A 21,745-nucleotide genomic window follows, 5' to 3' on the forward strand; every position below is an offset into this window, starting at 1 on the left:
TTGCCATTTTCCTGATTTGCCCGGCCTTCCGGGCCGGCCAAATCAGGAAATCAGGACTTGGTACCCGTCAGTGCGAGGGTGCCGCCAAGGCCAATCATCAGCGCCCCGCCGGTTGCCTCCATGGCGGAAATCCGGCGGGGCGAACGGGCAAACCAATGCCGGGCGGAGCCCGCGGCAATGGCCCAGAGGCTGTCTGATACCAGCGCTATCAGTACAAACAGCACCCCGAGCAGCGCCAGCTGGAATGCAATGGCCCCGGACGAGTAATCCACAAACTGCGGCAGGACAGCTACGAAGAACACCACGGATTTGGGGTTGGTGGCGCCTACGGCCAGGCCTTCGGCCACCAGGCGCAGCGGCCGCGGGTCCACGGGCCGGCTCTCGGCGGAGGGGTGCTCCCGCCTGTGCCGGATGGCCTTAATGCCCAGGTAGACCAGGTAGGCAGCTCCAGCCAGTTTCACCACACTGAACAGGATCACCGACTGCGCCACCACAATTCCCACGCCCAACGCCACCGCTGCCACTTGCACCAGCTGCCCGGTGGCATTGCCCAGCACGGTGAGGACGCCGCCCTTCCAGCCGAGGGCAAGGGAACGGCCGATCACGAACAGGACGCTGGGCCCCGGCACGGCGATGAGGATCACGGCGGCAAGGGCAAAGGCAAGCAGGTTGGACAGTGGAACCATGCCTGAGTTTAGCCCCGGCAGGGTGCGCCAGGCATCGCCTGGCGCTGCCTGGTCCTGCGTGCTCAGCCGCGGCCGCGGTCGGGGGCGACTTCGGCTGAAGCAACCCCCGGCAGCGGTGACGTTTCGTCCACAAGCTCGGCCCGCCGTCGTCCGTCACCCTTGATCCACAAACGGTACGCGAGGATGAGGAGCACCAGCCAGGCTCCGCCAACATACAAGGCGATCCGAGTGTCCTCGAAGGCGCCGAGGACGGCGATCACCAGCGCCATAAAGGCAATGGTGAGGATCGACGCGGCAGGCCACCACGGCGAAGGGAATTCCGACGCCGGAAGGCCGCTTCGCGCGATTTCCCGCTTCATGGCCACATGGGAAGCCAGGATCATCACCCAGACCCAGACGGTGGCGAACGTCGCGATGGATGCGATGAGGATAAAGACGTCCTCGGGGATGACGGCGTTCAGGACCACACCCACCAGGAGGATCGCGGCCATCATCACCACCGTCATCCAGGGCACCCCGTGCCGGGACACCTTGCCGAAGGCGGCCGGGGCGTGGCCTTGGCGGGAGAGGCCGAAGAGGATGCGGCCGGCGCCAAAGATGTCGCTGTTAATGGCTGAGAGTGCTGCCGTGATCACCACGGCGTTCAGGATGTGCGGGGCCGCGGGGATGCCCAGGCCGCTGAAGATCTGGACGAAGGGGCTGCCGTTGCTGCCGATCTCGTTCCACGGAAAGAGGCTCATGAGCACGCCCAGGGTGAGGACGTAGAACAGCAGGACGCGCACGGGGACCGTGTTGACCGCCTTGGGGATGACCTTTTTCGGGTCGGCCGCCTCGCCGGCGGTGATGCCGAGGGTCTCGATCCCGCCGAAGGCGAACATCACCACGGCGAAGGAGGCGAGGAGCCCTTCGAAGCCGAACGGGAAGAACCCGCCATGCTCCACGAGGTTGCCCAGGCCGGGAGCGACAGTGGAGCCGTCGGCCTGGAAGCCGAACACGATGATGGCTGCGCCGCCGGCGATCATGGCGATGATGGCCGCCACCTTGATGAGCGAGAACCAGAACTCCAGTTCGCCGAAGACCTTGACGCTGAGCAGGTTCAGGGCGGCCAGGAAGAAGATGATGGCAAGGATCCAGATCCAGCGCTCCACTTGCGGAAACCAGAAGCCCATGTAGATGCTGAAGGCCGTGACGTCCGCGATGGCCACGATGGCCATCTCGAAGACGTAGGTCCAGCCGGTCACAAAGCCGGCCAGCGGGCCCAGGTAGCGGCTGGCGTACTGGCCGAATGAGCCGGAAACCGGGTGCCGGACGGCCATTTCGCCGAGGGCGCGCATCACCATGAACACGGCTGCGCCGCCGATGATGTAGGCCAGCAGGACGGCGGGGCCGGCCTTTTGGATTGCGGAGGCCGACCCGTAGAAGAGGCCCGTGCCGATTGCCGAACCCAGGGCCATGAACCGGATATGGCGCACATTCAGCCCGCGGTTCAGGACGCTTCCGACGGCGGCTGTTGCGGTTTGTTGTGTGGCCGGATTTTCGTTCCGGGTTGGGCTTGGTGCTTGTTGCATACAAATACCTTCTCGTCCTTGGGAGGTGGGCCGGTAACCAGCAGACCACTTCCGCGGGCGACGTGATGAGCCTCACGGGGGCTTGGTGTCTTTCATTTCAGATTGGACGATGGATCCCTGCATTTTCGGTTCAGAGGCGGGACCCTTGACGCGACCGGCGGCTTTTCCTTACCTTGAGGGGCCGCCGGTATCCGGGCGGATGAGGTTGTTGTGCCCCCGTACCACCAGCCCGAAGGAGTTCGATGATGAAAGCAATCGTGCAGGACGTTTATGGATCTGCGGACGTGCTCGAACTGCGGGACATCGCCAAGCCCGGGCCCGGCAACGGCCAGGTGTTGATCCGGGTGCGGGCGGCCGGCGTCGACCAGGGCGTCTGGCACCTGATGACCGGGCTGCCGTATCTGGTCCGGCTCTTTGGCTATGGGCTGAAGAATCCGAAGGTTCCGGTCCGGGGCCGGGAAGTGGCCGGCGTGGTGGAGGCGGTAGGGCCCGGAACGACACGTTTTGCCGTGGGGGACGAGGTGTTTGGAACCTGCGACGGGTCCTTTGCCGAATACGTCTGCGCGAAGGAGGACAAGCTGGCCCGAAAACCCGCAAGCCTCTCTTTCGAAGAAGCCGCGGCTTCGCCGATCTCAGGCGTCACGGCCCTGCAGGCTGTCCGCGACGCCGGCCAGGTCACTGTCGGCCAGAAGGTGCTGATCCTTGGCGCGGGCGGGGGAGTGGGGTCCTTCGCGGTGCAGCTGGCCAAAGCCTTCGGAGCGGAGGTGACAGGGGTATGCAGCACCGGCAAGGTTGACCTGGTCCGTTCCCTTGGGGCTGATGCCGTCATTGACTACAGGACGACCAAAATTGCGGGCGCCGGGACGCTGTACGACGTCATCCTGGACACGGCCGGCAACCGGCCGCTGTCACTCCTGCGTCGGCTGCTCGTACCCAAGGGCACGCTGGTGATCATCGGCGGCGAAGGCGGCGGCAAGCTGACCGGCGGATTTCAGCGGTCCCTGGTTGCGCCGCTGGTCGCCATGTTTTCCGGCCGGAAGCTCAAGGGGCTTGTCGCCAAGGAAACACACCTGGATCTCGAGGCCCTTGCGTCGATGATCCAGGCCGGAAGCGTCAAACCTGTGGTGGACAAGGTCTTTCCCCTTGACGAAGCGCCGGCCGCCATCCAGTACCTCCGCGAGGGGCGGGCGCGCGGCAAGGTTGTCGTCAGTGTCTGAGCAGGTCAGCTTATCCACATAGGCGCGAAGGCAGGATGATCCCGGCGGGCCCGTCCGGGACGCTGGAGGCATGGAAAGCAAAGCAGACTGGGACGCCGCAAACAGACAAGCTCTTCAGGCAATCCACTGGGCGCTCTATGGTGTTTTGGTCCGCGGGGCCGCCATGGAAAATAGCCCGCCGTCGCCCTACGGCCGTACCGTGGATGCAGTTGCCAGAATGGGCTTTTATCTGGGCCAGATCGCAGAGTTCGATAGGATCGAAGCCAGGCTCGACGCATTCAAGGTCAGGCTGTCCGGGGGGTATCCAGGGGTGCTATCTGCCAGTCAGAACACTGACGCACGTAGGCAGGACCTAATCTCAGGGAGTGAAGGCGAGCCCCCGTTCGGCGGCGGCTGCCTCGAGGATCCGGACGGCCTTCGGGCCGATGCCGTGCATGGCCAGCAGTTCCCGGCGGCCCAGTGAGGCCACCTCGGCCAGAGAAGTGATGCCGGCCTGGAGCAGGGCGCTGTTGGCGGGCCGGCCAATCGGTGGCAGATCCCCAACCTGTGCAGGGACGTCGCGGGTGCTCATGCCTGCCTCGCCGCAGCTTCTATGGCGGCACGGTGGGCAGCCCATTCTTCAGGGCTTCGCCTGGTGAGGTTCGGATCGCCGGGGCGCTGCCCCGCACTGCCGTCGATGAGTTCGCGCAGGATGTCTGCGTGGCCCAGGTGATGGGAGCGTTCGGCAACCATATGGACCAGGATCTGGTGCAGGGTGACGTTGCGCCGCTCTTCCGGCCACCACGGGACCACACCAGGGGCGTCAGCGGGCAATGCCTCGATGGTCGCGTCGCTGTGCGCAGCGGCGAAGTGGTGCAGCTCCACGATGTCCGCACGGGACTCGGACGCGGTCGCCCACATGTCCGCGTCCGGGACTGCGCCGTCGTCCAGCCAGGGAAGGTGCCGCCCGCTGGGGCGTCCAAACACCACCCCGAAATAGTCCACCTCCACGCTGGCCACATGTTTGACCAGGCCCAGCAGGTTGGTTCCGGTAGGTGTAAGCGGCCGGCGGACGTCGTACTCGCTGAGGCCGTCCAGTTTGCCGAGCAGGTCGTCCCGCCTGGCCCGAAGATAACGGTGAAGCGTCTCTTTTTCGTCCATAGCGGGACTCTACCGAACCGCGAGCCAGCCTTGGCCGGCGCAGAAGCGGGGCAGTATGCTCACGCCTGTCTCGTATCGCAGACAGCAGGCGTGTTTTCATGAGGCTTGCATGCCGGAGGAGGGCGCAAGCTTAAGTACGGGATCCCGGATAGCCCCGGGATGTACCGCCAACAAAAAAGGAGGTTCCGGTGTTAGCCACCGAAGCGAGGCCGGAGGCCGGCAACGAATCAAAAGCGGCCTCAAAAGCGGCCTCCAAACTGGCGTCGAAGGTCCCCGCTGCCGAGAACACGCTCCGCATCCTCAAACTGTTGGCCTCCCGGCGCGGCCCGATGGCGGCGTCGCAAATTGCCTCAACCCTGGGCCTGCCCAGGTCCAGCGTCTACCACCTGCTCGGTGTGATGGAGGCCAATGGCTTCGTGCTTCATCTGCACGAGGAGCAGCGGTATGGGCTCGGAATCAGTGCTTTTGAGCTCAGTTCCGCCTACTCCCGCCAGGAACCGTTGTCCCGGCTGGGCCGGCCGCTGCTCGCCAGCCTGGTGGATGCGCTCGGCGAGAGCGCCCACCTGGCGGTCCTGCATGGACGCGACGTCCTCTACATTGTCGAGGAACGGGCCAAGAACCGGCCGTCCCTGGTGACAGACGTCGGCGTCCGGCTCCCCAGCCATCTCACCGCCAGCGGGCGCGCGATCCTTGCCGCGCTGCCCAAGTCCCAGGTACGCGCCCTGTACCCGAATGCCGCCGCCTTCTCGGCCCGGCACGAGGTGGAGGGCGCCATCATGAAGTACTCGGCGCTGTCCTCCCACCTGGACCAGGTCCGGCAGCGCGGCTACGCCACGGAACACGGAGAGGTAACTCCAGGTTTCGGCTCCATCGCGGCCGCCGTAACGGATCACCTGGGATGGCCGACGGCGGCAGTCGCCGTGACGTTCCTCGAGGACAAGTTGCCGGTGGAGGAATGGCCGGTCCTGGCCGGCCGGGTGCAAAAAGTTGCCGACGAACTCTCGCTCCGGCTCCACGGCCGCCCCGTCAAGTAGCCGCCCCGGCATTTGCGCCATCACTTTTTGTCCCCAACCGGGGCTTTTGGCAACCAAAAGTGATGGCGCAACGGGAGGGGCGGGAGCGTCTGGAATGCCGGACAGCACCCTCCCAAAACCACTGTAAAGCCCAGTCACCAAGGGCTTTAGTTGATACAGAACTTCTTTCACATCACAGACACCAACGAAAAGGAGCCATCATGGCACCCGCCGATTTCACCACCGGTGCCCGCCCGGTCAAAGCTGCCCGCGGCACTGAGCTCACCGCCAAGTCCTGGCAGACCGAAGCCCCGCTGCGGATGCTGATGAACAACCTCGACCCGGAGGTGGCCGAACGCCCGGACGACCTGGTGGTTTACGGCGGCACCGGCCGGGCCGTCCGGTCCTGGGCCGCCTTCGACGCCATCACCCGCACCCTGGAAACCATGGAAAAGGACGAGACGCTCCTGGTCCAGTCCGGCAAGCCAGTGGGTGTGTTCCGCACCAACGAGTGGGCCCCGCGCGTGCTGCTGGCCAACTCCAACCTCGTGGGCGACTGGGCCACCTGGCCCGAGTTCCGCCGGCTTGAGGCCGAAGGCCTGATGATGTACGGACAGATGACTGCCGGGTCCTGGATCTATATCGGCACCCAGGGCATCCTGCAGGGCACCTTCGAAACCTTCGCCGCGATCGCCCGCAAGCTCACCGGCGACGAAAACGGCACCCTCGCCGGCACCCTTACCCTCACCGGCGGCTGCGGCGGCATGGGCGGCGCCCAGCCGCTGGCCGTCACCTTGAATGAGGGCGCCTGCCTGATTGTCGATGTCGACGAGACCCGTCTGCGCCGCCGCGCGGGCAAGCGCTACCTCGATGAAGTGGAAACCGACCTCGACGCCGCCATTGCCAAGGTCCTGAAGGCCAAGGAAGAGCGCCGCGGCTGGTCCGTGGGCTACGTCGGCAACGCCGCCGAGGTCTTCCCCGAAATCCTGCGCCGCCACAGGGCCGGCGAACTCACCGTGGACATCGTCACCGACCAGACCTCCGCCCACGATCCGCTGTCCTACCTGCCCGAGGGCATCACGGTGGCCGAGTGGCACCGCGAGGCCGAGGCCGATCCCGAGGGCTTCACCAAGAAGGCCCAGGCCTCGATGGCACGCCACGTCCAGGCCATGGTGGAATTCCAGGACGCCGGCGCCGAGGTCTTCGACTACGGCAACTCCATCCGCGACGAAGCACGCAAGGGCGGCTACACCCGGGCGTTCGAGTTCCCCGGCTTCGTTCCCGCCTACATCCGGCCCCTGTTCTGCGAGGGCCTGGGCCCGTTCCGCTGGGTGGCCCTGTCCGGGGACCCGGAAGACATCCGCGTCACCGATGAGGCCATCAAGGAACTGTTCCCCGAGAACAAGCACCTGCACCGCTGGATCGACGCCGCCCAGGAACGCGTCGAGTTCGAGGGCCTGCCGGCACGCATCTGCTGGCTCGGCTACGGGGAACGCGCCAAGGCAGGCCTGCTGTTCAACCAGCTCGTCAAGGAAGGCAAGGTCAAGGCCCCCATCGTGATCGGCCGCGACCACCTGGACTCCGGTTCCGTCGCCTCCCCGTACCGCGAAACCGAGGCCATGGCGGACGGTTCGGACGCCATTGCTGACTGGCCCATGCTCAACGCCCTGCTCAACACCGCCTCCGGCGCTACCTGGGTCTCCCTGCACCACGGCGGTGGCGTGGGCATCGGCCGGTCCATCCACGCCGGCCAGGTCTCCGTCGCTGACGGCAGCGACCTTGCGGCGCAGAAGCTCGAACGCCTCCTCACCAATGACCCCGGCATGGGCGTCATCCGCCACGCCGACGCCGGCTACGACCGCGCCCTCGACGTCGCCAAAGAACGTGGCGTCCGCATCCCGATGAACGAGAAGTAGGAACCACAAGTGACTCTCACAACCCACGAACCGCTCACCGTCACCCTCGGCTCCAGCGGCGTCACGCCCGAGGACGTTGTCGCCGTCGCACGCCACAACGCCAAGGTCACCATTTCCCCGGATGCCCTGGAAACGGTCGCCAAGGTCCGCGCCCACATCGATGACCTCGCCTCCAGCGACGTCCCGGCCTACGGCATCTCCACCGGCTTCGGCGCCCTCGCCAACCGCCACATCCCCAACGAACTGCGCACCCAGCTCCAGAAAAGCCTGATCCGCAGCCACGCCGCCGGAATGGGCCCGGCCGTGGAACGTGAAGTGGTGCGCGGCATCATGTTCCTGCGCGCCAAGACCCTCGCCTCCGGCCGCACGGGCATCCGCCCGGTGGTCCTGCAGACCATGGTGGACGTCCTCAACGCAGGCATCACTCCCGTGGTCCGCGAGTTCGGATCACTCGGCTGCTCGGGCGACCTCGCCCCGCTGTCCCACTGCGCCCTGGTCCTGATGGGCGAAGGCGAGGCGGAAGGGCCCGACGGCGTGACGTACGGCGCCGCCGGCCAGCGCACCGTTGCTGAGCTGCTCGCCGAACACGGCATCGAACCCGTCACCCTCGCCGAAAAGGAAGGCCTGGCCCTGGTGAACGGCACGGAGGGCATGCTGGGTATGCTCCTGATGGCCATCGCCGACCTTCGCCAGCTGCTGACGACGGCGGACATCACCGCCGCACTCAGCGTCGAAGCGCTGCTGGGCACGGACCAGGTGTTCCTGCCCGAGCTCCATGCCGCCCTCCGTCCCCACCCGGGACAGGCGGCCAGCGCGGACAACATGCTGCGCGTGCTGTCGGATTCGCCGATCGTGGCCTCCCACAAGGTAGGGGACTCGCGGGTGCAGGACGCCTACTCGCTCCGCTGCGCCCCGCAGGTGGCCGGCGCCGTCCGCGACACCGTGGACCACGCGGCACTGGTGGCATCACGCGAACTGGCGGCGGCCATCGACAACCCGGTGGTCCTGCCGGACGGCCGCGTGAGCTCGAACGGCAACTTCCATGGTGCCCCCGTGGCGTATGTCCTGGATTTCCTGGCCATCGCCGTCGCCGACCTGAGCTCGATCGCTGAGCGGCGGACGGACCGGATGCTGGATCCGGCCCGCTCCCACGGCCTTCCCGCCTTCCTTGCTGCTGACCCGGGAGTGGATTCGGGCCTGATGATTGCCCAGTACACCCAGGCAGGGCTGGTGTCCGACAACAAGCGGCTGGCAGTCCCGGCGTCCGTGGATTCCATCCCGAGTTCGGCCATGCAGGAAGACCACGTTTCCATGGGCTGGCACGCGGCACGCAAGCTGCGCAAGGCAGTGGAGAACCTCCGCCGGGTCCTGGCCATTGAGCTGGTGACCTCTGCCCGGGCCTTGGATATCCGCACGCAGCTTTCGGGCGGCGTACTGACTCCGGGGCCGGCGGGCGCCGCCGTCGTCGCGGCGCTGCGCGAAAAGGTGGACGGGCCGGGGACCGACCGGTTCCTTTCGCCCGAACTGGAGACGGCTGACCAGCTCGTCGCCGCAGGTGAGGTGCGCAGGGCGGCCGAATCCGCCGTCGGCGTCCTCGCCTAGGAGAGAAGAATCTTCGGATAGAAGCGCAATCCGTCCGCCTGGTGAAATTTCCGCCGACACGGTCATCGGGCGGACGGGGAGTGTAGTAGAACTGAAGGTGTAGCAAAAGTCACACCAACGAAGCTGTGGCGCACGAACATATACAAAGGGGTAGAAGTTCACATGAAAGCACGTGGGGCAGTCCTATCGAGGCGCAATGCCCATTCCGCCGCTGTTTCCGACTGGAGGAGCCTCCGGGCCGGGGAACGCGTCGAAATCATCAAGCAGGCGCATGTGGTAGCCACCGGGGAGGTGGAAGAAGTGTCGCAGAGCGGAAACGTTCTGTGGCTCGTGCCGGCTGGTCCGACTGAGAAGCAGCTCTTTTTGAAGTCCGACGGCGTGCAGGTACGCCGCGGCTGACGTATTTCCAGGACAAACAAGAGTCCCCGCGCTGCCTGATGCAGTGCGGGGACTCTTGTTTGGTCGCCGGCTAGGCCCGCCGGACAATTCAGGCGGCGATGGCCTCGTAGGTTTCGCCGAACGGTACTGATTCATCCAGTGCCACGGTGTAGCGTCCCGGACGAAGCCGGGTGACGAGGATGCCGCAGGAGGCGTCCTTGGCGGCCACCTCGATCAGTTCTGCGACTGCCTCTTCCAGGCCTGCGTGCATTTCGCCTGCCGTGTAAAACTCCAGATCGATGGAGCGGTTCAGCGGCCCCTCCGTGGAAGCGGAAGCAGCCGGACGGTGTTCCATAGTGGCTGTAGACATGTACTGAACTTTCTGTTTCTTCGTCCCCCAGGGCCTGCCCATTCTACCGACGAGCGCTTCAAATGTCAGATGACTGCCCTATGTAACACCGTTCGTCCGGGCCGCAGCGCGTGGTCTTGCCGCTGCCGGCCCAGTCACAATCGGCGCAGTGGCGGAGGTCCTCCTGTGTCGGACACCATGGTGGTAAGCCATCATCAACCGGATTAGGCCGGATGCGAAGAGAAGGAAATCCTGTATGAAAATCATGCGCCTCGGTGACATCGGCAAGGAACAGCCCGCCGTTCTGGCACGGTCCGCCGCCGGAGATGAAGAGTACTTCAGCCTGCTGCCCCTGACTGGGGACGTTGACGGCGCCTTCCTCGCCGGGGGAGGGCTGGCTAAAGTACGCGAAGCCCTCGAAGCCGGCACGTTGCCGGTCCTTGAGGGCGCTGCAGGCCTCCGCATCGGTGCTCCGGTAGTCCGCCCGGGAGCAGTGGTTGGTATTGGCATGAACTACGCCGCGCACGCGGCCGAGTCCGGTTCGGCGCCGCCGGAGGTTCCCGTGGTGTTCCTCAAGCCGGCGAATACCGTGACCGGCCCCTATGACCCCGCCCCGGTTCCGCCGCACTCCCACAAATACGACTGGGAGGTGGAGCTGGGCATCGTGATCGGGGCGGAGGCCAGCTACCTGCCGTCCGTGGAGGCGGCCCAGGACTGCATCGCCGGCTACGTCACCGCCAACGACTTCTCCGAGCGTGAGTACCAGATTCCCGGTGCAGCCGGTCAATGGACCAAGGGCAAGTCCTTGCCCGGCTCCACGCCGCTCGGTCCATGGCTTGTTCCAGCCGGGGAGATCGACGGCGGCAACCTGCGCCTGCGCAGCTGGGTGAACGGCGAAGCCCGGCAGGACTCGTCCACTGCCGGGCTGATTTTCGACGCCGCCACCCTGGTGCACCACTGCAGCCAGTACATGCGGCTGGAGCCCGGTGATGTGATCATCACCGGGACTCCAGAAGGTGTTGCACTGAGCGGCCGCTTCCCATACCTGCGGCCGGGCGACGTGGTGGAGGTTGAAGTTGAGGGCCTGGGGCGCCAGCGCCAGGAACTTTACCGCGCACGTCCGGTAAGCGCGGCGCCCGCGAAGCCGGCGCCGCTGGGACAGCTTCAGTCCAGCTAGGCCTTCACTGCCAGGACTGGGCAGTCGGCTTCGAGCAGGATCCGCTGGGACACGCTGCCCATGATCAACTTGCCCACCGGTGTCCGGCGCCGCAGCCCGATCACAATCAATTCGGCATTGTTCTCCTCCGCGGCATCCAGGACCTCGGCGGCTGCATCGTGGCCACGGACCGGCTGCTTGATCACGTGGTCGATGCCCTGGGTGGCGAGCCGGTCCTCAATGCTCTGGATCTCCGGCTCCTGGGCGTAGCGGTTGTCCACCAGGGCATCGCCCTTGGAGGAGTTGATAACCAGCAGCTGTGTGTTGTTCTTGCGGGCTTCGGTAATGGCCTGCGTCAGGGCTGCTTCACCCTCGGGCGTCGGGACGTATCCCACCACGATGGTCATGGCTGGTTCTCTTTTCTGTAGGTCTTGTTGCGTACGGGGCATGGTCCGGAGAGGGTGTCCGGGATCGGTCAGCCAACGTCCGTCGGTTCGGGAGCGCCGGAATTGGCAGGAAGCAGCGGCTTGCGCGCCGGACCGTTCCGCTTGACCAGCTTGAAGACCAGCGGCCACAGCAGGATGAGTCCCACGAGGATGTAGACAACGACGGCGATCGGCTCGCTGAAGAGGCCGGCGGGGTCGCCGGCGCTGAGCTGCAGCGTCTTCCGGAGCTGGCCCTCAATGCGCGGGCCAAGGATCACGCCGAGGATGAGCGGCAGCACGGGCAGGCCGAAGCGCCGCATCATGAACCCGAGGACGCCGAGCACCAGCAGGATCACCAGGTCGAACGCCTGCAGGTTCACCGAATAGGCGCCCAGCGTGGCGAAGAAGAGGATGCCCGCGTACAGGTACGGCCGGGGGAGCTGCAGGAGTTTCGCCCACATCGGTGCCAGCGGCAGGTTGATCAGCAGGAGCAGCAGGTTGCCGATGAACAGGCTCGCGATCAGGGCCCATACGAGGGGACCCTGGCTGCTGAAGAGCTGCGGGCCCGGCTGGATGCCGTAGGACGTGAAAGCGGCGAGCATCACCGCGGCGGTGGCGTTGGTGGGAAGGCCCAGCGCCAGCATGGGGGTCAGGGTGCCGGCGGCGGCAGCGTTGTTGGCAGCCTCGGGGCCGGCGACACCTTCAATGGCACCCTTGCCGAACTCTTCGGGGTGTTTGCTGAGGCGCTTTTCCGTGACATAGGACAGGAACGTGGGGATCTCGGCGCCACCGGCCGGCAGCGCGCCGAAGGGGAAGCCGAAGGCGGTGCCGCGCAGCCACGGCTTCCAGGAGCGCTTCCAGTCGGACTTGCCCATCCAGGGCTGCCCCACCGGAATGGCATGCAGCGGCGTGCGGCGCAGGTGGGCGGCAACCCAGAGGGCTTCGCCCACCGCGAAGATGGCCACTGCTACTACCACGATGTCCAGCCCGTCCGCGAGCAGCGGCTGGCCGAAGGTCAGACGGCGCTGGCCGGTGACGGAGTCGATGCCCACCAGGCCGATGGCGAGGCCGAGTGCCAGCGAGGCGAAGCCGCGGAGCCGGGACGAGCCCAGGACGGCGGTGACGGCCAGCAGGGCCAGGATCATGATGGCGAAGTAGCTGGGGGCTCCGAGGCTGACGGCGAACTGGACCACGATCGGTGCGCAGACGGCCAGGAGGGCGGTGCCGATGGTGCCGGCGACGAACGAGCCAATGGCCGCCGTCGCAAGCGCCTGGGCGGCCCGGCCGGCCTTGGCCATTTTGTTGCCTTCGATCGCCGTCACCACCGAGGACGATTCACCTGGTGTGTTCAGCAGGATGGAGGTGGTGGAGCCGCCGTACATGCCGCCGTAGTAGATGCCGGCGAACATGATGAAGGCGCTGGTGGGTTCCAGGGCGTAGGTGACCGGAAGCAGCAGGGCCACGGTCATGGCCGGGCCGAGGCCCGGAAGGACGCCGACGGCGGTGCCCAGGAGGACGCCGATCACGGCGTACAGGAGATTCATGGGGGTCAGGGCGGTGGCGAAGCCGTCCATCAGGGAGGACCAGACGTCCATTAAAGGATTCCTTCCAGGAGGCCGGCCGGAAGGGCGATGCCGAGGCCGAGGTAGAAACCGTAGAAGGTCAGCAGGGACATGGCCACGGAGATGAGCCCGTCACGGATGTAGTGGCGGCTGCCGAGTGCCAGCACGCAGCCCCAGAAAAGGACAGTGCCGGAGATGACCCAGCCCGCCCAGTCGATGAGCAGGATGTTCAGGATGAAAGCGCCGGCCAGGGGCAGGACGGTCTTCCAGTCGGCGGGGTGGGTGAGGTCCACATCTTCGCCGCCTTCAGCTTCGCCCTGGCCGCCGCGGAAGACGTTGATGGCCAGCAGGACAGCGCAGACCACCAGCAGGCCGGCCACGATGTAGGGAACGGTTTTGGGACCGACCGGATCGGATTGGGAGTACGGGGTTACCAGGCGGTTGGCGTCCACGAAAACCACGACGCCGGCCGCGCCGAGCAGGAGTGCAACTCCCAGCTCGGCGCGTCCTTTGAGGCCTGTTGTCAGGGAGCTCACGCCAACCCAAGCTTGGTGAGCACGTCCGCCACCCGCTTGTCCTGGTCGGAGAGGAAGGACTTGAACTCATCGCCGGTGATGAAGGCATCGGTCCAGCCGCGGGTCTTCAGCGTTTCCTTCCAGCCCGCGGTGCCGTGCATCTTCTCCAGGGCGGCAATCAGCTTGGTCTTGTCCGCATCGCTGATGCCCGGAGGGGCCACCATGCCGCGCCAGTTGGTGAACACCAGGTCGATGTTGGATTCCTTCAGCGTGGGTGCATCCACACCCTCGAGCCGCTTCTCGCCGCTCGTGGCCAGGACGCGCACCTCACCGGACTTGATCTGCTGCAGGAACTCGCCTGCACCGGAAGCGGCGAAGCCGAGCTTGTTGCCAAGGATCGCCGGGAGCAGGTCACCGCCGCCGTCGTAGGCCACGTAGTTGACCTTGGTGGCGTCGATGCCAACGGCACCGGCCAGCTGCATGGGCAGGAGGTGGTCCGGGCCGCCCGGGGAGGAGCCGCCACCCACGGCGATGGAACCGGGATCGGCCTTCCAGGCCTTCACGAGGTCGTCAATACTCTTGTACGGGGAATCCTTGCCGACCATGATGGCGCCGGGTTCCTCGATGAGCCGGGCAAGGGGGGTGGTTTCGGTCAGCTTCGATTCTGACTTGTTGGTGTAGCTCGCGCCCACCACGCCCAGGCCCATCAGCATGGCAAGGTCCCCGTTGCCCTTTTCGTTCACCACGCGGGCAAGGCCCACGGTGCCGCCGGCGCCGGCGAGGTTGAAGACTTCGGTGTTGGTGGAGATCTTCTCGTCGTCGAGGACCTTCGCTGCTGCGCGGGCGGTGGTGTCATAGCCGCCGCCCGGGGTGTTGGGAACCATGATCTGGAGCCCGGTAATGGGTCCGGCGGCGGCGCCGGAGCTTTCCGAACCTGTGGAGCTCTTTCCGGTGGCACCGCAGCCGGTGGCCATCAGGGCGATGCCGGCGGCGACGGCGGCAATACGCAATGCGCGGATCTGGCGCATGGTGTTCCTCTTCTCATGAAAAATGATCAGCAAGACTGACTTGGTGATTCGATGCTAGGTTCCGCGGTGACGCCGGTCACTCTTATGTACGCAGAGAAAGTTAAGTTCATTGCGTTCACGTTTCGCCGAAGCCAACCGCGGCTGCCGCGTCTGGGCTTGAAAAGGCCGCAAACCCTGCCACCGGCGCTGCCTGCGGTATAGTTCCCGTACCTCCGCAGGGGCCGAAAACGCCGGAACCTGGCCGGAGATACCCGCTGAACCATCCAAAGGACCAACCACAGTGACTCGACGAAGAGGGATGTCCCTCGCGGGGCAATACCTCGTGCTGCAGTTGCTGATCGTGTTGGCGGTCCTGGTGGCGGTGGTGGCCATCTCCCTGGCACAGTCTGCCGCCACGTTTGAACGGGTGGAGGGCCGGCGCGCGCTTTCTGCCGCCGAGGCCCTGGGCAACAACCCGGCGGTCCGTGAACTGCTTCCAACGGCCGAGCCCCGCAACGGAGCGGCACTCCCTGCCGTGGCTGAGGCCGTGCGGACGCTGTCCGGATCGTCCCAGGTGGCGTTGGCGAAACAGGACCGTACCGTGGTGGCCTCCTCGGACCCCAGTTTGCTGGGCGAGAAGCTGGACATTGGGCCGAGCCGGGTCATGGAGGGCCGGGCGTGGACCGGTGTGGTGGCCGAAAGCAGTGCTGCCATGCTGTCTGCGCATGTGCCGGTCCTGGACGACGGCGGGAAGATGATCGGCATCGCCGCCATCAGCCGGAACTACCCCACCACCCTCGAGCGGCTGGGAGATGCAGTTCCCAATTTGCTCACCTACCTCGGGGTGGCCAGCATCCTGGGAGTGGCCGGTTCGCTGCTGCTGTCCCGGCGGGTCAAACGCCAGACCCTGGGCATGGAACCGAGTGAGATTACCGGCCTGGTGGAAAACCGGGAAGCCATGCTGCACGGGCTCAAGGAAGGCGTGGTGGCGCTCGATCCGAATGAACGGATCACGGTGGCCAACGACAGCGCCCGCGAACTGCTGGGCCTGCCGGCAGACTGCGTGGGCAAGAAGGTTTCATCGCTTCCCGTGGATTCGGCTTTGAAGACGGTCCTCACGCGCAACCAGCCGGACCCCGACCAGCTGGTGCTCGTGGGGGAGCGGCTGGTGGTCCTGAACCGCGTTCCCATCCGGTCCCGCGGCCGCGAAATAGGCTCTGTGACCACGTTGCGCGACCGCACCGAGATGTCCTCGCTTGAGCGTGAGCTGGGCGCAACCCGCACCGCCACGGATACGCTCCGCGCGCAGGCCCACGAGTTCGCCAACCAGCTCCACGTGATCTCGGGCCTGATCCAGATCGGTGAATATGATTCGGTGGTGCAGTTCGTTAATGGCGCCACAGTGGACCGGACCCGGCTCAACGATGAAGTCACCAGCCGCATCCACGATCCCGCCCTCGCCGCTCTGCTCATTGCCAAATCCAGCCTCGCCACCGAGCGTGGGGTGGCCCTGCAGCTGGATCCCGAATCTGCCCTGCGTCCGGTCAGCGACGAGTTGTCGCGCGACCTCACCACGGTGGTGGGGAACCTCGTGGACAATGCGTTCGACGCCGTGACAGGACGTCCGGACGCCGCTGTCCGGGTGCTGGTGGAGGAGGGCCGGGACCCCTTCACCACAGCCGGGCACGTGACCGTCACTGTGCGGGACAACGGTCCGGGTGTCCCGGACCAGGCGGTGGAGGAGATTTTCCGCCAGGGGTTTACCACCAAAGATGCCGGGCCCGCGGACGGGCGCGGCTTCGGCCTGGCCCTGTCCCGCGTGGTTTGCCGGAGGTCCGGGGGTGATCTCACTGTGGCCAATCACAATGGAGCGGTGTTCACCGCCCGGTTCATCAGAGGTACAACCCAGCCCAAGGGAGGTGCAACGAAGCCATGATCAAGGTGCTGATCGTTGACGACGACTTTATGGTGGCCAAGGTGCACGCCGGCTTCATCCAGCGGACACCCGGGTTCGCGGTGGTGGGCGTGGCGCATACTGGCGCGCAGGCCGTGGTGGAAACCGGCCGGTTGCAGCCGGACCTTGTGCTGCTGGACATCCACCTTCCGGACATCAACGGCCTGGACCTTATGCATCAGCTGCGCGATGTTGCCCCGGAACTGGACGTGCTGGTCATCAGTGCCGCCCGTGAGGTCGAAACAGTACGCAAGGCGCTGCGGGGCGGGATTGTGCACTACCTGATCAAGCCGTTCTCCCAGTCGGACCTGCAGGAACGTCTTGAGCATTACCGCAGCGCGTACCAGGGCCTGGACTCCGCCAAGGATGTGGCCGAGCAGTCGGACGTCAACCGGGTGTTTGGCCTTGACCGGACGGAGCGGCCGCTGCCCAAGGGCTGCAGCATCGAGACGCTGAAGCTGGTGGAGGCCGCCCTCAACGCGGCGGCAGGTGACCTGTCCGCGGCCGAGGTGGCCGAGCAGGTGGGGACGTCCCGGGTCAGTGCCCGCCGCTACCTCGAATACCTGTATGACGAAGGAACGCTGGACGTCCGGCTCAAATACGGGGTGGGGCGCCCGGAGCGGCGCTACGTCCTCAAAGGCCAGTAGCCGCCGGTCAGCGCAGCAGGGTGTCGATCAGCCGCGCGGCAACTTTCGCGGTCCGGCCGTCGATATCGAATTCCGGGTTCAGCTCCGCGACGTCAAGATGCAGCAGCTTCCGTGACCGCGCCACCTGGCGGCACACAGCAGTGATCACCGGAAGCGGCACCCCGTAAGCGGCGGGGGCACTGACACCGGGCGCCACCGCTGCGGGCAGCACGTCAAGGTCGATAGTCAGGTAGAGGACGTCGATGTCCGCGAGGAACCCTGCCACGAATTCCTGCACCCGGTCCGCTCCGCAGTCCTCATCCAGCAGGTACCGCACGCCCAGCTTCCGTGCCGTCTCGAAGAGGGTGCGGGTGTTGTTGGGTTCGGAGATTCCCACGACGGCGTAGCGGAAGTCCCGCCCGGCGGCTGCTTCCGCGCGGGCCATCTGGAGGAACGGCGTGCCGGAACTGGGGACGGGCTCGTCACGCAGGTCGAAGTGGGCGTCCAGGTTCAGCACGCCCAGCCTCAGGCCGCCCTGGACGGCGGCGGATGCGGCAACACCCGAATAGCTCGCATAGGCGGTTTCGTGGCCGCCGCCCAGCACCACGGTGAGCTGCCCGGCGTCGAGCATGTCCCTCACGGCGCGGCCGGCGCGGCCCTGTCCTGCCTCCAGTTCCGAGCCGGAGACCACCACATCACCGGCGTCGGCTACGGGTCGCTCCAGGTGGTAGGCCAAGGGGCCCAGCGCGGCGCGAAGGGCAGCCGGGGCGTTGGCCGCGCCAACGCGGCCCTTGTTCCGGCGCACCCCTTCGTCGCTGCAAAAGCCGAGCAGCGCTGCAGGCTTTGCTCCGGGGCCGGCCGACGGTCCGGCGTCGTACGCTTTTACCGCCTGCCACCAGCGGAGGTGCCCGGCACCCTCGCCATCAAACCTGCCGGTCCAGGGCTGGGGCGGGACGTCGACGGCAGGGGTTGAGGAAGGCATGGTTCAAGCTCACCGCATGCCGGGGACGAAAACCAGCAACGGGGCCGTGATGGTGTCTGGAATTCAAGAAGCTGCCAGCGGAAACCGGAGAGGCTAAGGTGGAGCAATCCCTTCCGGGACCATGCCATCTTGCCGCGCCATGAGGGCGCCATCGACCCAGGCCGGAGAACATCACCGTGTTTGAAGCCCCCAACATCCTGTTTGCCGCTGCCGGACTTGCCGTGTTCACCGCCGCTGTGCTCCCCAAACTGCTGCGCGACATGCCCTTCTCCATGCCGATGGTTTTCCTCGGGGCGGGCATGGGCGCGTTTGCCCTGATTCCCACCCTTCCGGACCCGGACCCGGTAGCGCACGGCGACTTTGTCCTTCACCTTTCGGAAATTTGCGTGATCATTTCGCTGATGGGCGCCGGGCTGGCGCTGGACCGGCCCGTGGGGCGGCGGCGGTGGTCAACTACCTGGCGTCTGCTGGGGATCGCCATGCCGTTGTGCATCATCGGCCTGACCCTGCTGGGGATGTGGTTGCTGGGGTTGGGCCTCGGCGCCGCCCTGCTGGTGGCGTCCAGCCTGGCGCCCACGGACCCCGTCCTTGCCTCCGAGGTGCAGGTGGGCGAGCCCGCGGACGACGACGGCGGCACCAACAAGGAGGACGAGGTCCGTTTTGGCCTCACCTCCGAAGCCGGCCTCAACGACGGCCTGGCCTTCCCCTTCGTCTACCTTGCCATCGCCATCAGCATCGCCGGCTCAGCTCCATCTGACTGGTTCGCGGAATGGTTCGGCGTGGATGTGCTGTGGCGGCTTGCCCTCGGCCTGCTGGTGGGCTTCCTGACCGGCAAGGTCCTGGCCAGGCTCTTCTTCTCCGCACGTGCCGACAGCCTGCGGCTGTCCAACCACTCCGAGGGTTTCGTGGCGCTCGCCGCCACTTTCCTGGCCTACGGCGTCACCGAGATGGTGGAGGGCTACGGGTTCATTGCCGTGTTTGTCTGTGCCGTGACCATCCGCGCCGCAGAACGCACACATGGGTACCACCGGGTGCTGCACTCCTATGTGGAACAGCTCGAACGGCTCCTCACCGTGGTGATCCTGGTCCTGTTGGGCGGCGCAATCGCCCGGGGGCTGCTGGCGGGAATCGGCTGGGCCGAGGTGCTGGTGGCGCTTGCATTCCTGCTGGTGGTGCGGCCCCTGGCAGGCTGGCTCGGGCTGCTGGGAGGCAAGACCGGCCCGCGGGAACGGATTGCCCTCTCGTTCTTCGGAATCCGCGGAATCGGCTCCCTGTACTACCTCTCCTATGCCCTGGGCAAGGGCCGCTTTGCAGACCAGGCGGAGTGGCTGTGGGCTTTTGTGGGCCTGGTGGTGGCACTCTCAATCGTGATCCATGGCGCCACCACCTCACCGCTGATGAACCGGCTGGACAGGCTCCGCGTGGTAAGGGCCAGGGCGGTCTCCGGAGATGAGGGGCTGGCCCCCAACACCCCTGTGTAGGCGGTTGCTACATTCCGACGGCGGCCTCGATGGGACCAATCGCGAAGAACAGCAGGAACGCCCCGGCCACCGCCCACATCAGGGGGTGGATGTCCTTGACCCGGCCCTGGACGGTGCGGATCAGGACGTAGGCGATGAAGCCGGCACCGAGGCCGTTGGCGATCGAGTAGGTGAACGGCATCAGCGAGAAGGTGAGGAAGGCAGGGATGGCGATGCCCCAGTCCTGCCAGTCGATCTTGCCCACCTGGGAGACCATCATGAAGCCCACTACCACCAGGGCCGGAGCCACGGCTTCGAAGGGCACCAGGTTGATGAGCGGGGTGAAGAACATGGCCACGAGGAACAACAGGCCCGTGACGATCGAGGCGATGCCCGTGCGGGCGCCTTCACCGATTCCGGCGCCCGCCTCGACGTAGATCTGGTTGGAGGACACGGACGCGCCGCCGCCGGCGATGGCGCCGAGGGCGTCCACCTGCAGGACGCGGTCGACGTCGGGAATGTTGCCGTGCTCGTCCACCGTGCCGGCTTCATTGGCCAGGCCCACCATGGTGCCCATGGCGTCGAAGAAGATGCTGAGCAGAATCACAAATGCCAGCAGGGTGGCAGCCACAAAGCCGAGGTGCTGGAAGGCGCCAAACGGGTTGGCCTTGCCGATCAGGGACAGGTCCGGGGCGGCCCATTCGCTGAAGGCGGGGGCCACCAGGGACCAGCCCTGGGGGTTGAAGGGCTTGCCCGGCTGCACGCTGGGGCCGATGTGCAGCGTCATCTCCACGACCACGGCGATGACGGTGGAGCTGATGATGCCGATCAGGATGGCTCCCTTGACCTTCCGGACCACCAGCGCGATGGTCAGGACCAGGCCAAACACGAACACTGCGGTGGGCCAGCCAAGGAGCTTGCCCTCAAAGCCGAGGCCAACCGGAACCGTGGTCCCGGCCACGTCCGGGATGCGGCGGACGAAGCCGGCGTTGACCAGTCCGATCAGGGCAATGAACAATCCGATGCCCACCACGATCGCCGTCTTCAGGCCCTCCGGAACAGCTTTGAACACCGCGGTGCGGAACCCGGTGAGGACCAGGATCAGCATGGTGACGCCGGACATCACCACCAGGCCCATCATGTCCGGCCACGTCAGGCCAGGATTGGTGGCAACGGTGACTGCAACAAAGGCGTTGACACCCAGTCCGGTGGCCAGTGCGAAGGGGTGCTTGGCCCAGGCTCCCATGAGGATGGTGAGGATGCCGGCAACAAAAGCGGTGACGGCGGCAACGGCGGGAAATCCGAGAGTGGTGCCGCTTGAGTCCGGGCCGGAGAGGATCAGGGGGTTCAACACCACGATGTAGCTCATGGCGAAGAACGTGGCGAAGCCTCCGCGGATCTCGCGCGAGAGGTTGGAACCGCGCTCGGTGATCATGAAATACCGGTCCAGGGCAGAGCCTTGCTTAAGCATTAGTCCTCCGGGGAAGTCTGTGGGGATACCTGAATCCTATGGTGACTTTGGCGGAGAGCCCGCCAATTTCGCCTAGTCTGTTAGGAAGCCAACACCAAGGGAGCAGTCCAAGCATGGGTTCCATCCGCCGCCAGTTACTGGGCTTTGTGCTCGGGTCCTTCGTTTGCGCCGCCGCCTTCCTGGGCCTGGCCGGTCCGGCCGCCGCGCACGACGCCGCCGAATCCAGCAGCCCTGCCCAGGGTGCCTCGGTGGCGGTAGTGCCGGAGCAGGTGTCGGTGACCTTCAGTAACAACCCGCTCGGGATCGGCTCATCCTTCTCCGTCAAGGACGCCTCGGGCGTGGAGTGGGCCGACGGGGCCGTGGAAATTGTGGACAACGAAGCCCGCCAGAAACTCAAGGCCGGGGCTCCTGCCGGGCAGTACACGGTCGCCTGGCGCGTGGTCAGCTCTGATTCGCACCCTATCGAAGGGACGTTCAGCTTCACGGCCGCTGCGGCTGCCGGCGGGGCTGCTCCGGCAGCCAGTACGGCGGCGGCAACTGTTCCTGCCATCGGAACCGCCCAGCCGGGAAAGACAGCGGCGCCGGAGCCCACAGGCTCGGGCGAGCCGTTCCAATGGAGCATCGTGATTTTCGCCGCTGCCGCGGTGGGGTTGCTTGCCACCCTCGCCATCCTGGCCCGCCGCAGGCTCACGGCAGGCAGTGATGACGAGCGCTGAGC

At 66.1% G+C, this 21,745-nt stretch carries 21 protein-coding genes; 10 read left to right on the top strand and 11 right to left on the bottom strand.

What is annotated here, in order from left to right:
* Nucleotides 1-50 precede the first annotated feature (50 nt).
* A complete protein-coding gene (locus FNL14_RS08225) occupies nucleotides 51-686 on the bottom strand; it encodes a LysE family translocator (protein WP_142059159.1) in 636 nt (211 codons plus the stop codon).
* Nucleotides 687-748: 62 nt separating this feature from the next.
* Nucleotides 749-2,254 (bottom strand): amino acid permease, encoded by a 1,506-nt coding sequence (locus FNL14_RS08230; protein ID WP_181762571.1) that lies wholly within the window; start codon nucleotides 2,252-2,254, stop codon nucleotides 749-751.
* Between the two features lie 242 nt (nucleotides 2,255-2,496).
* Here FNL14_RS08230 and FNL14_RS08235 point away from each other — a divergent pair, with 242 nt between their 5' ends.
* Nucleotides 2,497-3,471 carry an NAD(P)-dependent alcohol dehydrogenase gene (locus FNL14_RS08235; RefSeq protein ID WP_370455821.1) on the top strand — a complete coding sequence of 325 codons (975 nt, stop codon included), beginning with the start codon at nucleotides 2,497-2,499 and terminating at the stop codon, nucleotides 3,469-3,471.
* 358 nt (nucleotides 3,472-3,829) lie between these two features.
* Here FNL14_RS08235 and FNL14_RS08240 read toward each other — a convergent pair whose 3' ends face one another.
* Both FNL14_RS08240 and FNL14_RS08245 read right to left on the bottom strand, forming a co-directional pair.
* Nucleotides 3,830-4,042: a hypothetical protein gene (locus FNL14_RS08240; protein ID WP_142059161.1), complete on the bottom strand. Its 213-nt coding sequence runs from the start codon at nucleotides 4,040-4,042 to the stop codon at nucleotides 3,830-3,832.
* Entirely contained in the window at nucleotides 4,039-4,611 is a 573-nt protein-coding gene (locus FNL14_RS08245) for a DinB family protein (protein WP_142059163.1), read from the bottom strand. Before FNL14_RS08245 ends, FNL14_RS08240 begins: the two co-directional genes overlap by 4 nt.
* A 257-nt stretch (nucleotides 4,612-4,868) precedes the next feature.
* Between FNL14_RS08245 and FNL14_RS08250 the strand changes: the two genes are divergently transcribed.
* From FNL14_RS08250 to FNL14_RS08265, 4 genes are all read left to right on the top strand, one after another.
* A complete protein-coding gene (locus FNL14_RS08250) occupies nucleotides 4,869-5,645 on the top strand; it encodes an IclR family transcriptional regulator (protein WP_091421192.1) in 777 nt (258 codons plus the stop codon).
* Between the two features lie 200 nt (nucleotides 5,646-5,845).
* The gene (hutU, locus tag FNL14_RS08255; RefSeq protein ID WP_142059165.1) at nucleotides 5,846-7,540 is read left to right on the top strand and encodes a urocanate hydratase; all 1,695 of its coding nucleotides are present in this window, start codon (nucleotides 5,846-5,848) and stop codon (nucleotides 7,538-7,540) included.
* Nucleotides 7,541-7,549: 9 nt separating this feature from the next.
* On the top strand, nucleotides 7,550-9,142 hold the full coding sequence (hutH, locus tag FNL14_RS08260) for a histidine ammonia-lyase (RefSeq protein ID WP_142059167.1): 1,593 nt from the start codon (nucleotides 7,550-7,552) through the stop codon (nucleotides 9,140-9,142).
* A 162-nt stretch (nucleotides 9,143-9,304) separates the two neighbouring features.
* Nucleotides 9,305-9,541 carry a hypothetical protein gene (locus FNL14_RS08265; RefSeq protein WP_091420919.1) on the top strand — a complete coding sequence of 79 codons (237 nt, stop codon included), beginning with the start codon at nucleotides 9,305-9,307 and terminating at the stop codon, nucleotides 9,539-9,541.
* 88 nt (nucleotides 9,542-9,629) lie between these two features.
* Here FNL14_RS08265 and FNL14_RS08270 read toward each other — a convergent pair whose 3' ends face one another.
* Nucleotides 9,630-9,890 carry a hypothetical protein gene (locus FNL14_RS08270; protein WP_142059169.1) on the bottom strand — a complete coding sequence of 87 codons (261 nt, stop codon included), beginning with the start codon at nucleotides 9,888-9,890 and terminating at the stop codon, nucleotides 9,630-9,632.
* A gap of 235 nt (nucleotides 9,891-10,125) precedes the next feature.
* Here FNL14_RS08270 and FNL14_RS08275 point away from each other — a divergent pair, with 235 nt between their 5' ends.
* Nucleotides 10,126-11,046 (top strand): fumarylacetoacetate hydrolase family protein, encoded by a 921-nt coding sequence (locus FNL14_RS08275; protein WP_142059171.1) that lies wholly within the window; start codon nucleotides 10,126-10,128, stop codon nucleotides 11,044-11,046.
* On the opposite strand, the gene FNL14_RS08280 is transcribed toward FNL14_RS08275, so the two are convergent.
* The 4 genes from FNL14_RS08280 to FNL14_RS08295 all read right to left on the bottom strand — a co-directional run bounded on the left by FNL14_RS08280 (nucleotide 11,043) and on the right by FNL14_RS08295 (nucleotide 14,555).
* On the bottom strand, nucleotides 11,043-11,432 hold the full coding sequence (locus tag FNL14_RS08280; protein WP_091420924.1) for a universal stress protein: 390 nt from the start codon (nucleotides 11,430-11,432) through the stop codon (nucleotides 11,043-11,045). The two genes, FNL14_RS08275 and FNL14_RS08280, sit on opposite strands and share 4 nt — an antisense overlap.
* A 68-nt stretch (nucleotides 11,433-11,500) precedes the next feature.
* On the bottom strand, nucleotides 11,501-13,045 hold the full coding sequence (locus FNL14_RS08285) for a tripartite tricarboxylate transporter permease (protein WP_142059173.1): 1,545 nt from the start codon (nucleotides 13,043-13,045) through the stop codon (nucleotides 11,501-11,503).
* Complete coding sequence (locus FNL14_RS08290) at nucleotides 13,045-13,548, bottom strand: tripartite tricarboxylate transporter TctB family protein (RefSeq protein ID WP_142059175.1); 504 nt, start codon at nucleotides 13,546-13,548, stop codon at nucleotides 13,045-13,047. Before FNL14_RS08290 ends, FNL14_RS08285 begins: the two co-directional genes overlap by 1 nt.
* Complete coding sequence (locus FNL14_RS08295) at nucleotides 13,545-14,555, bottom strand: tripartite tricarboxylate transporter substrate binding protein (protein ID WP_142059177.1); 1,011 nt, start codon at nucleotides 14,553-14,555, stop codon at nucleotides 13,545-13,547. Before FNL14_RS08295 ends, FNL14_RS08290 begins: the two co-directional genes overlap by 4 nt.
* A gap of 298 nt (nucleotides 14,556-14,853) precedes the next feature.
* Here FNL14_RS08295 and FNL14_RS08300 point away from each other — a divergent pair, with 298 nt between their 5' ends.
* Complete coding sequence (locus FNL14_RS08300; RefSeq protein ID WP_142059211.1) at nucleotides 14,854-16,470, top strand: sensor histidine kinase; 1,617 nt, start codon at nucleotides 14,854-14,856, stop codon at nucleotides 16,468-16,470.
* Nucleotides 16,467-17,135 carry a response regulator gene (locus FNL14_RS08305; protein WP_091420937.1) on the top strand — a complete coding sequence of 223 codons (669 nt, stop codon included), beginning with the start codon at nucleotides 16,467-16,469 and terminating at the stop codon, nucleotides 17,133-17,135. Before FNL14_RS08300 ends, FNL14_RS08305 begins: the two co-directional genes overlap by 4 nt.
* A gap of 7 nt (nucleotides 17,136-17,142) precedes the next feature.
* Here the strand turns inward: FNL14_RS08305 and hutG are convergent, their stop codons facing one another.
* Nucleotides 17,143-18,096 (bottom strand): formimidoylglutamase, encoded by a 954-nt coding sequence (hutG, locus tag FNL14_RS08310; RefSeq protein ID WP_142059179.1) that lies wholly within the window; start codon nucleotides 18,094-18,096, stop codon nucleotides 17,143-17,145.
* Between the two features lie 176 nt (nucleotides 18,097-18,272).
* Between hutG and FNL14_RS08315 the strand changes: the two genes are divergently transcribed.
* On the top strand, nucleotides 18,273-19,577 hold the full coding sequence (locus FNL14_RS08315; protein ID WP_142059181.1) for a sodium:proton antiporter: 1,305 nt from the start codon (nucleotides 18,273-18,275) through the stop codon (nucleotides 19,575-19,577).
* A gap of 7 nt (nucleotides 19,578-19,584) precedes the next feature.
* Here FNL14_RS08315 and FNL14_RS08320 read toward each other — a convergent pair whose 3' ends face one another.
* Complete coding sequence (locus FNL14_RS08320; RefSeq protein WP_091420945.1) at nucleotides 19,585-21,027, bottom strand: NCS2 family permease; 1,443 nt, start codon at nucleotides 21,025-21,027, stop codon at nucleotides 19,585-19,587.
* 113 nt (nucleotides 21,028-21,140) lie between these two features.
* On the opposite strand from FNL14_RS08320, the gene FNL14_RS08325 reads away from it, so the two are divergent.
* Entirely contained in the window at nucleotides 21,141-21,743 is a 603-nt protein-coding gene (locus tag FNL14_RS08325) for a copper resistance CopC family protein (protein ID WP_142059183.1), read from the top strand.
* Nucleotides 21,744-21,745 lie beyond the last annotated feature (2 nt).

It is taken from the genome of Pseudarthrobacter sp. B4EP4b (genome assembly GCF_006680095.1).
Lineage (GTDB): Bacteria > Actinomycetota > Actinomycetes > Actinomycetales > Micrococcaceae > Arthrobacter.

Excerpts from the sequence above, each read along its gene's own strand:
- hutU (WP_142059165.1), top strand. The coding sequence starts at position 5,846 with ATGGCACCCGCCGATTTCACCACCGGTGCCCGCCCGGTCAAAGCTGCC.
- FNL14_RS08225 (WP_142059159.1), bottom strand. The coding sequence starts at position 686 with ATGGTTCCACTGTCCAACCTGCTTGCCTTTGCCCTTGCCGCCGTGATC.
- FNL14_RS08275 (WP_142059171.1), top strand. The coding sequence starts at position 10,126 with ATGAAAATCATGCGCCTCGGTGACATCGGCAAGGAACAGCCCGCCGTT.
- FNL14_RS08240 (WP_142059161.1), bottom strand. The coding sequence starts at position 4,042 with ATGAGCACCCGCGACGTCCCTGCACAGGTTGGGGATCTGCCACCGATT.
- FNL14_RS08285 (WP_142059173.1), bottom strand. The coding sequence starts at position 13,045 with ATGGACGTCTGGTCCTCCCTGATGGACGGCTTCGCCACCGCCCTGACC.
- FNL14_RS08270 (WP_142059169.1), bottom strand. The coding sequence starts at position 9,890 with ATGTCTACAGCCACTATGGAACACCGTCCGGCTGCTTCCGCTTCCACG.
- FNL14_RS08245 (WP_142059163.1), bottom strand. The coding sequence starts at position 4,611 with ATGGACGAAAAAGAGACGCTTCACCGTTATCTTCGGGCCAGGCGGGAC.
- FNL14_RS08230 (WP_181762571.1), bottom strand. The coding sequence starts at position 2,254 with ATGCAACAAGCACCAAGCCCAACCCGGAACGAAAATCCGGCCACACAA.
- FNL14_RS08325 (WP_142059183.1), top strand. The coding sequence starts at position 21,141 with ATGGGTTCCATCCGCCGCCAGTTACTGGGCTTTGTGCTCGGGTCCTTC.
- FNL14_RS08320 (WP_091420945.1), bottom strand. The coding sequence starts at position 21,027 with ATGCTTAAGCAAGGCTCTGCCCTGGACCGGTATTTCATGATCACCGAG.
- FNL14_RS08235 (WP_370455821.1), top strand. The coding sequence starts at position 2,497 with ATGATGAAAGCAATCGTGCAGGACGTTTATGGATCTGCGGACGTGCTC.
- FNL14_RS08265 (WP_091420919.1), top strand. The coding sequence starts at position 9,305 with ATGAAAGCACGTGGGGCAGTCCTATCGAGGCGCAATGCCCATTCCGCC.
- FNL14_RS08280 (WP_091420924.1), bottom strand. The coding sequence starts at position 11,432 with ATGACCATCGTGGTGGGATACGTCCCGACGCCCGAGGGTGAAGCAGCC.
- FNL14_RS08300 (WP_142059211.1), top strand. The coding sequence starts at position 14,854 with ATGTCCCTCGCGGGGCAATACCTCGTGCTGCAGTTGCTGATCGTGTTG.
- FNL14_RS08305 (WP_091420937.1), top strand. The coding sequence starts at position 16,467 with ATGATCAAGGTGCTGATCGTTGACGACGACTTTATGGTGGCCAAGGTG.
- FNL14_RS08295 (WP_142059177.1), bottom strand. The coding sequence starts at position 14,555 with ATGCGCCAGATCCGCGCATTGCGTATTGCCGCCGTCGCCGCCGGCATC.
- hutG (WP_142059179.1), bottom strand. The coding sequence starts at position 18,096 with ATGCCTTCCTCAACCCCTGCCGTCGACGTCCCGCCCCAGCCCTGGACC.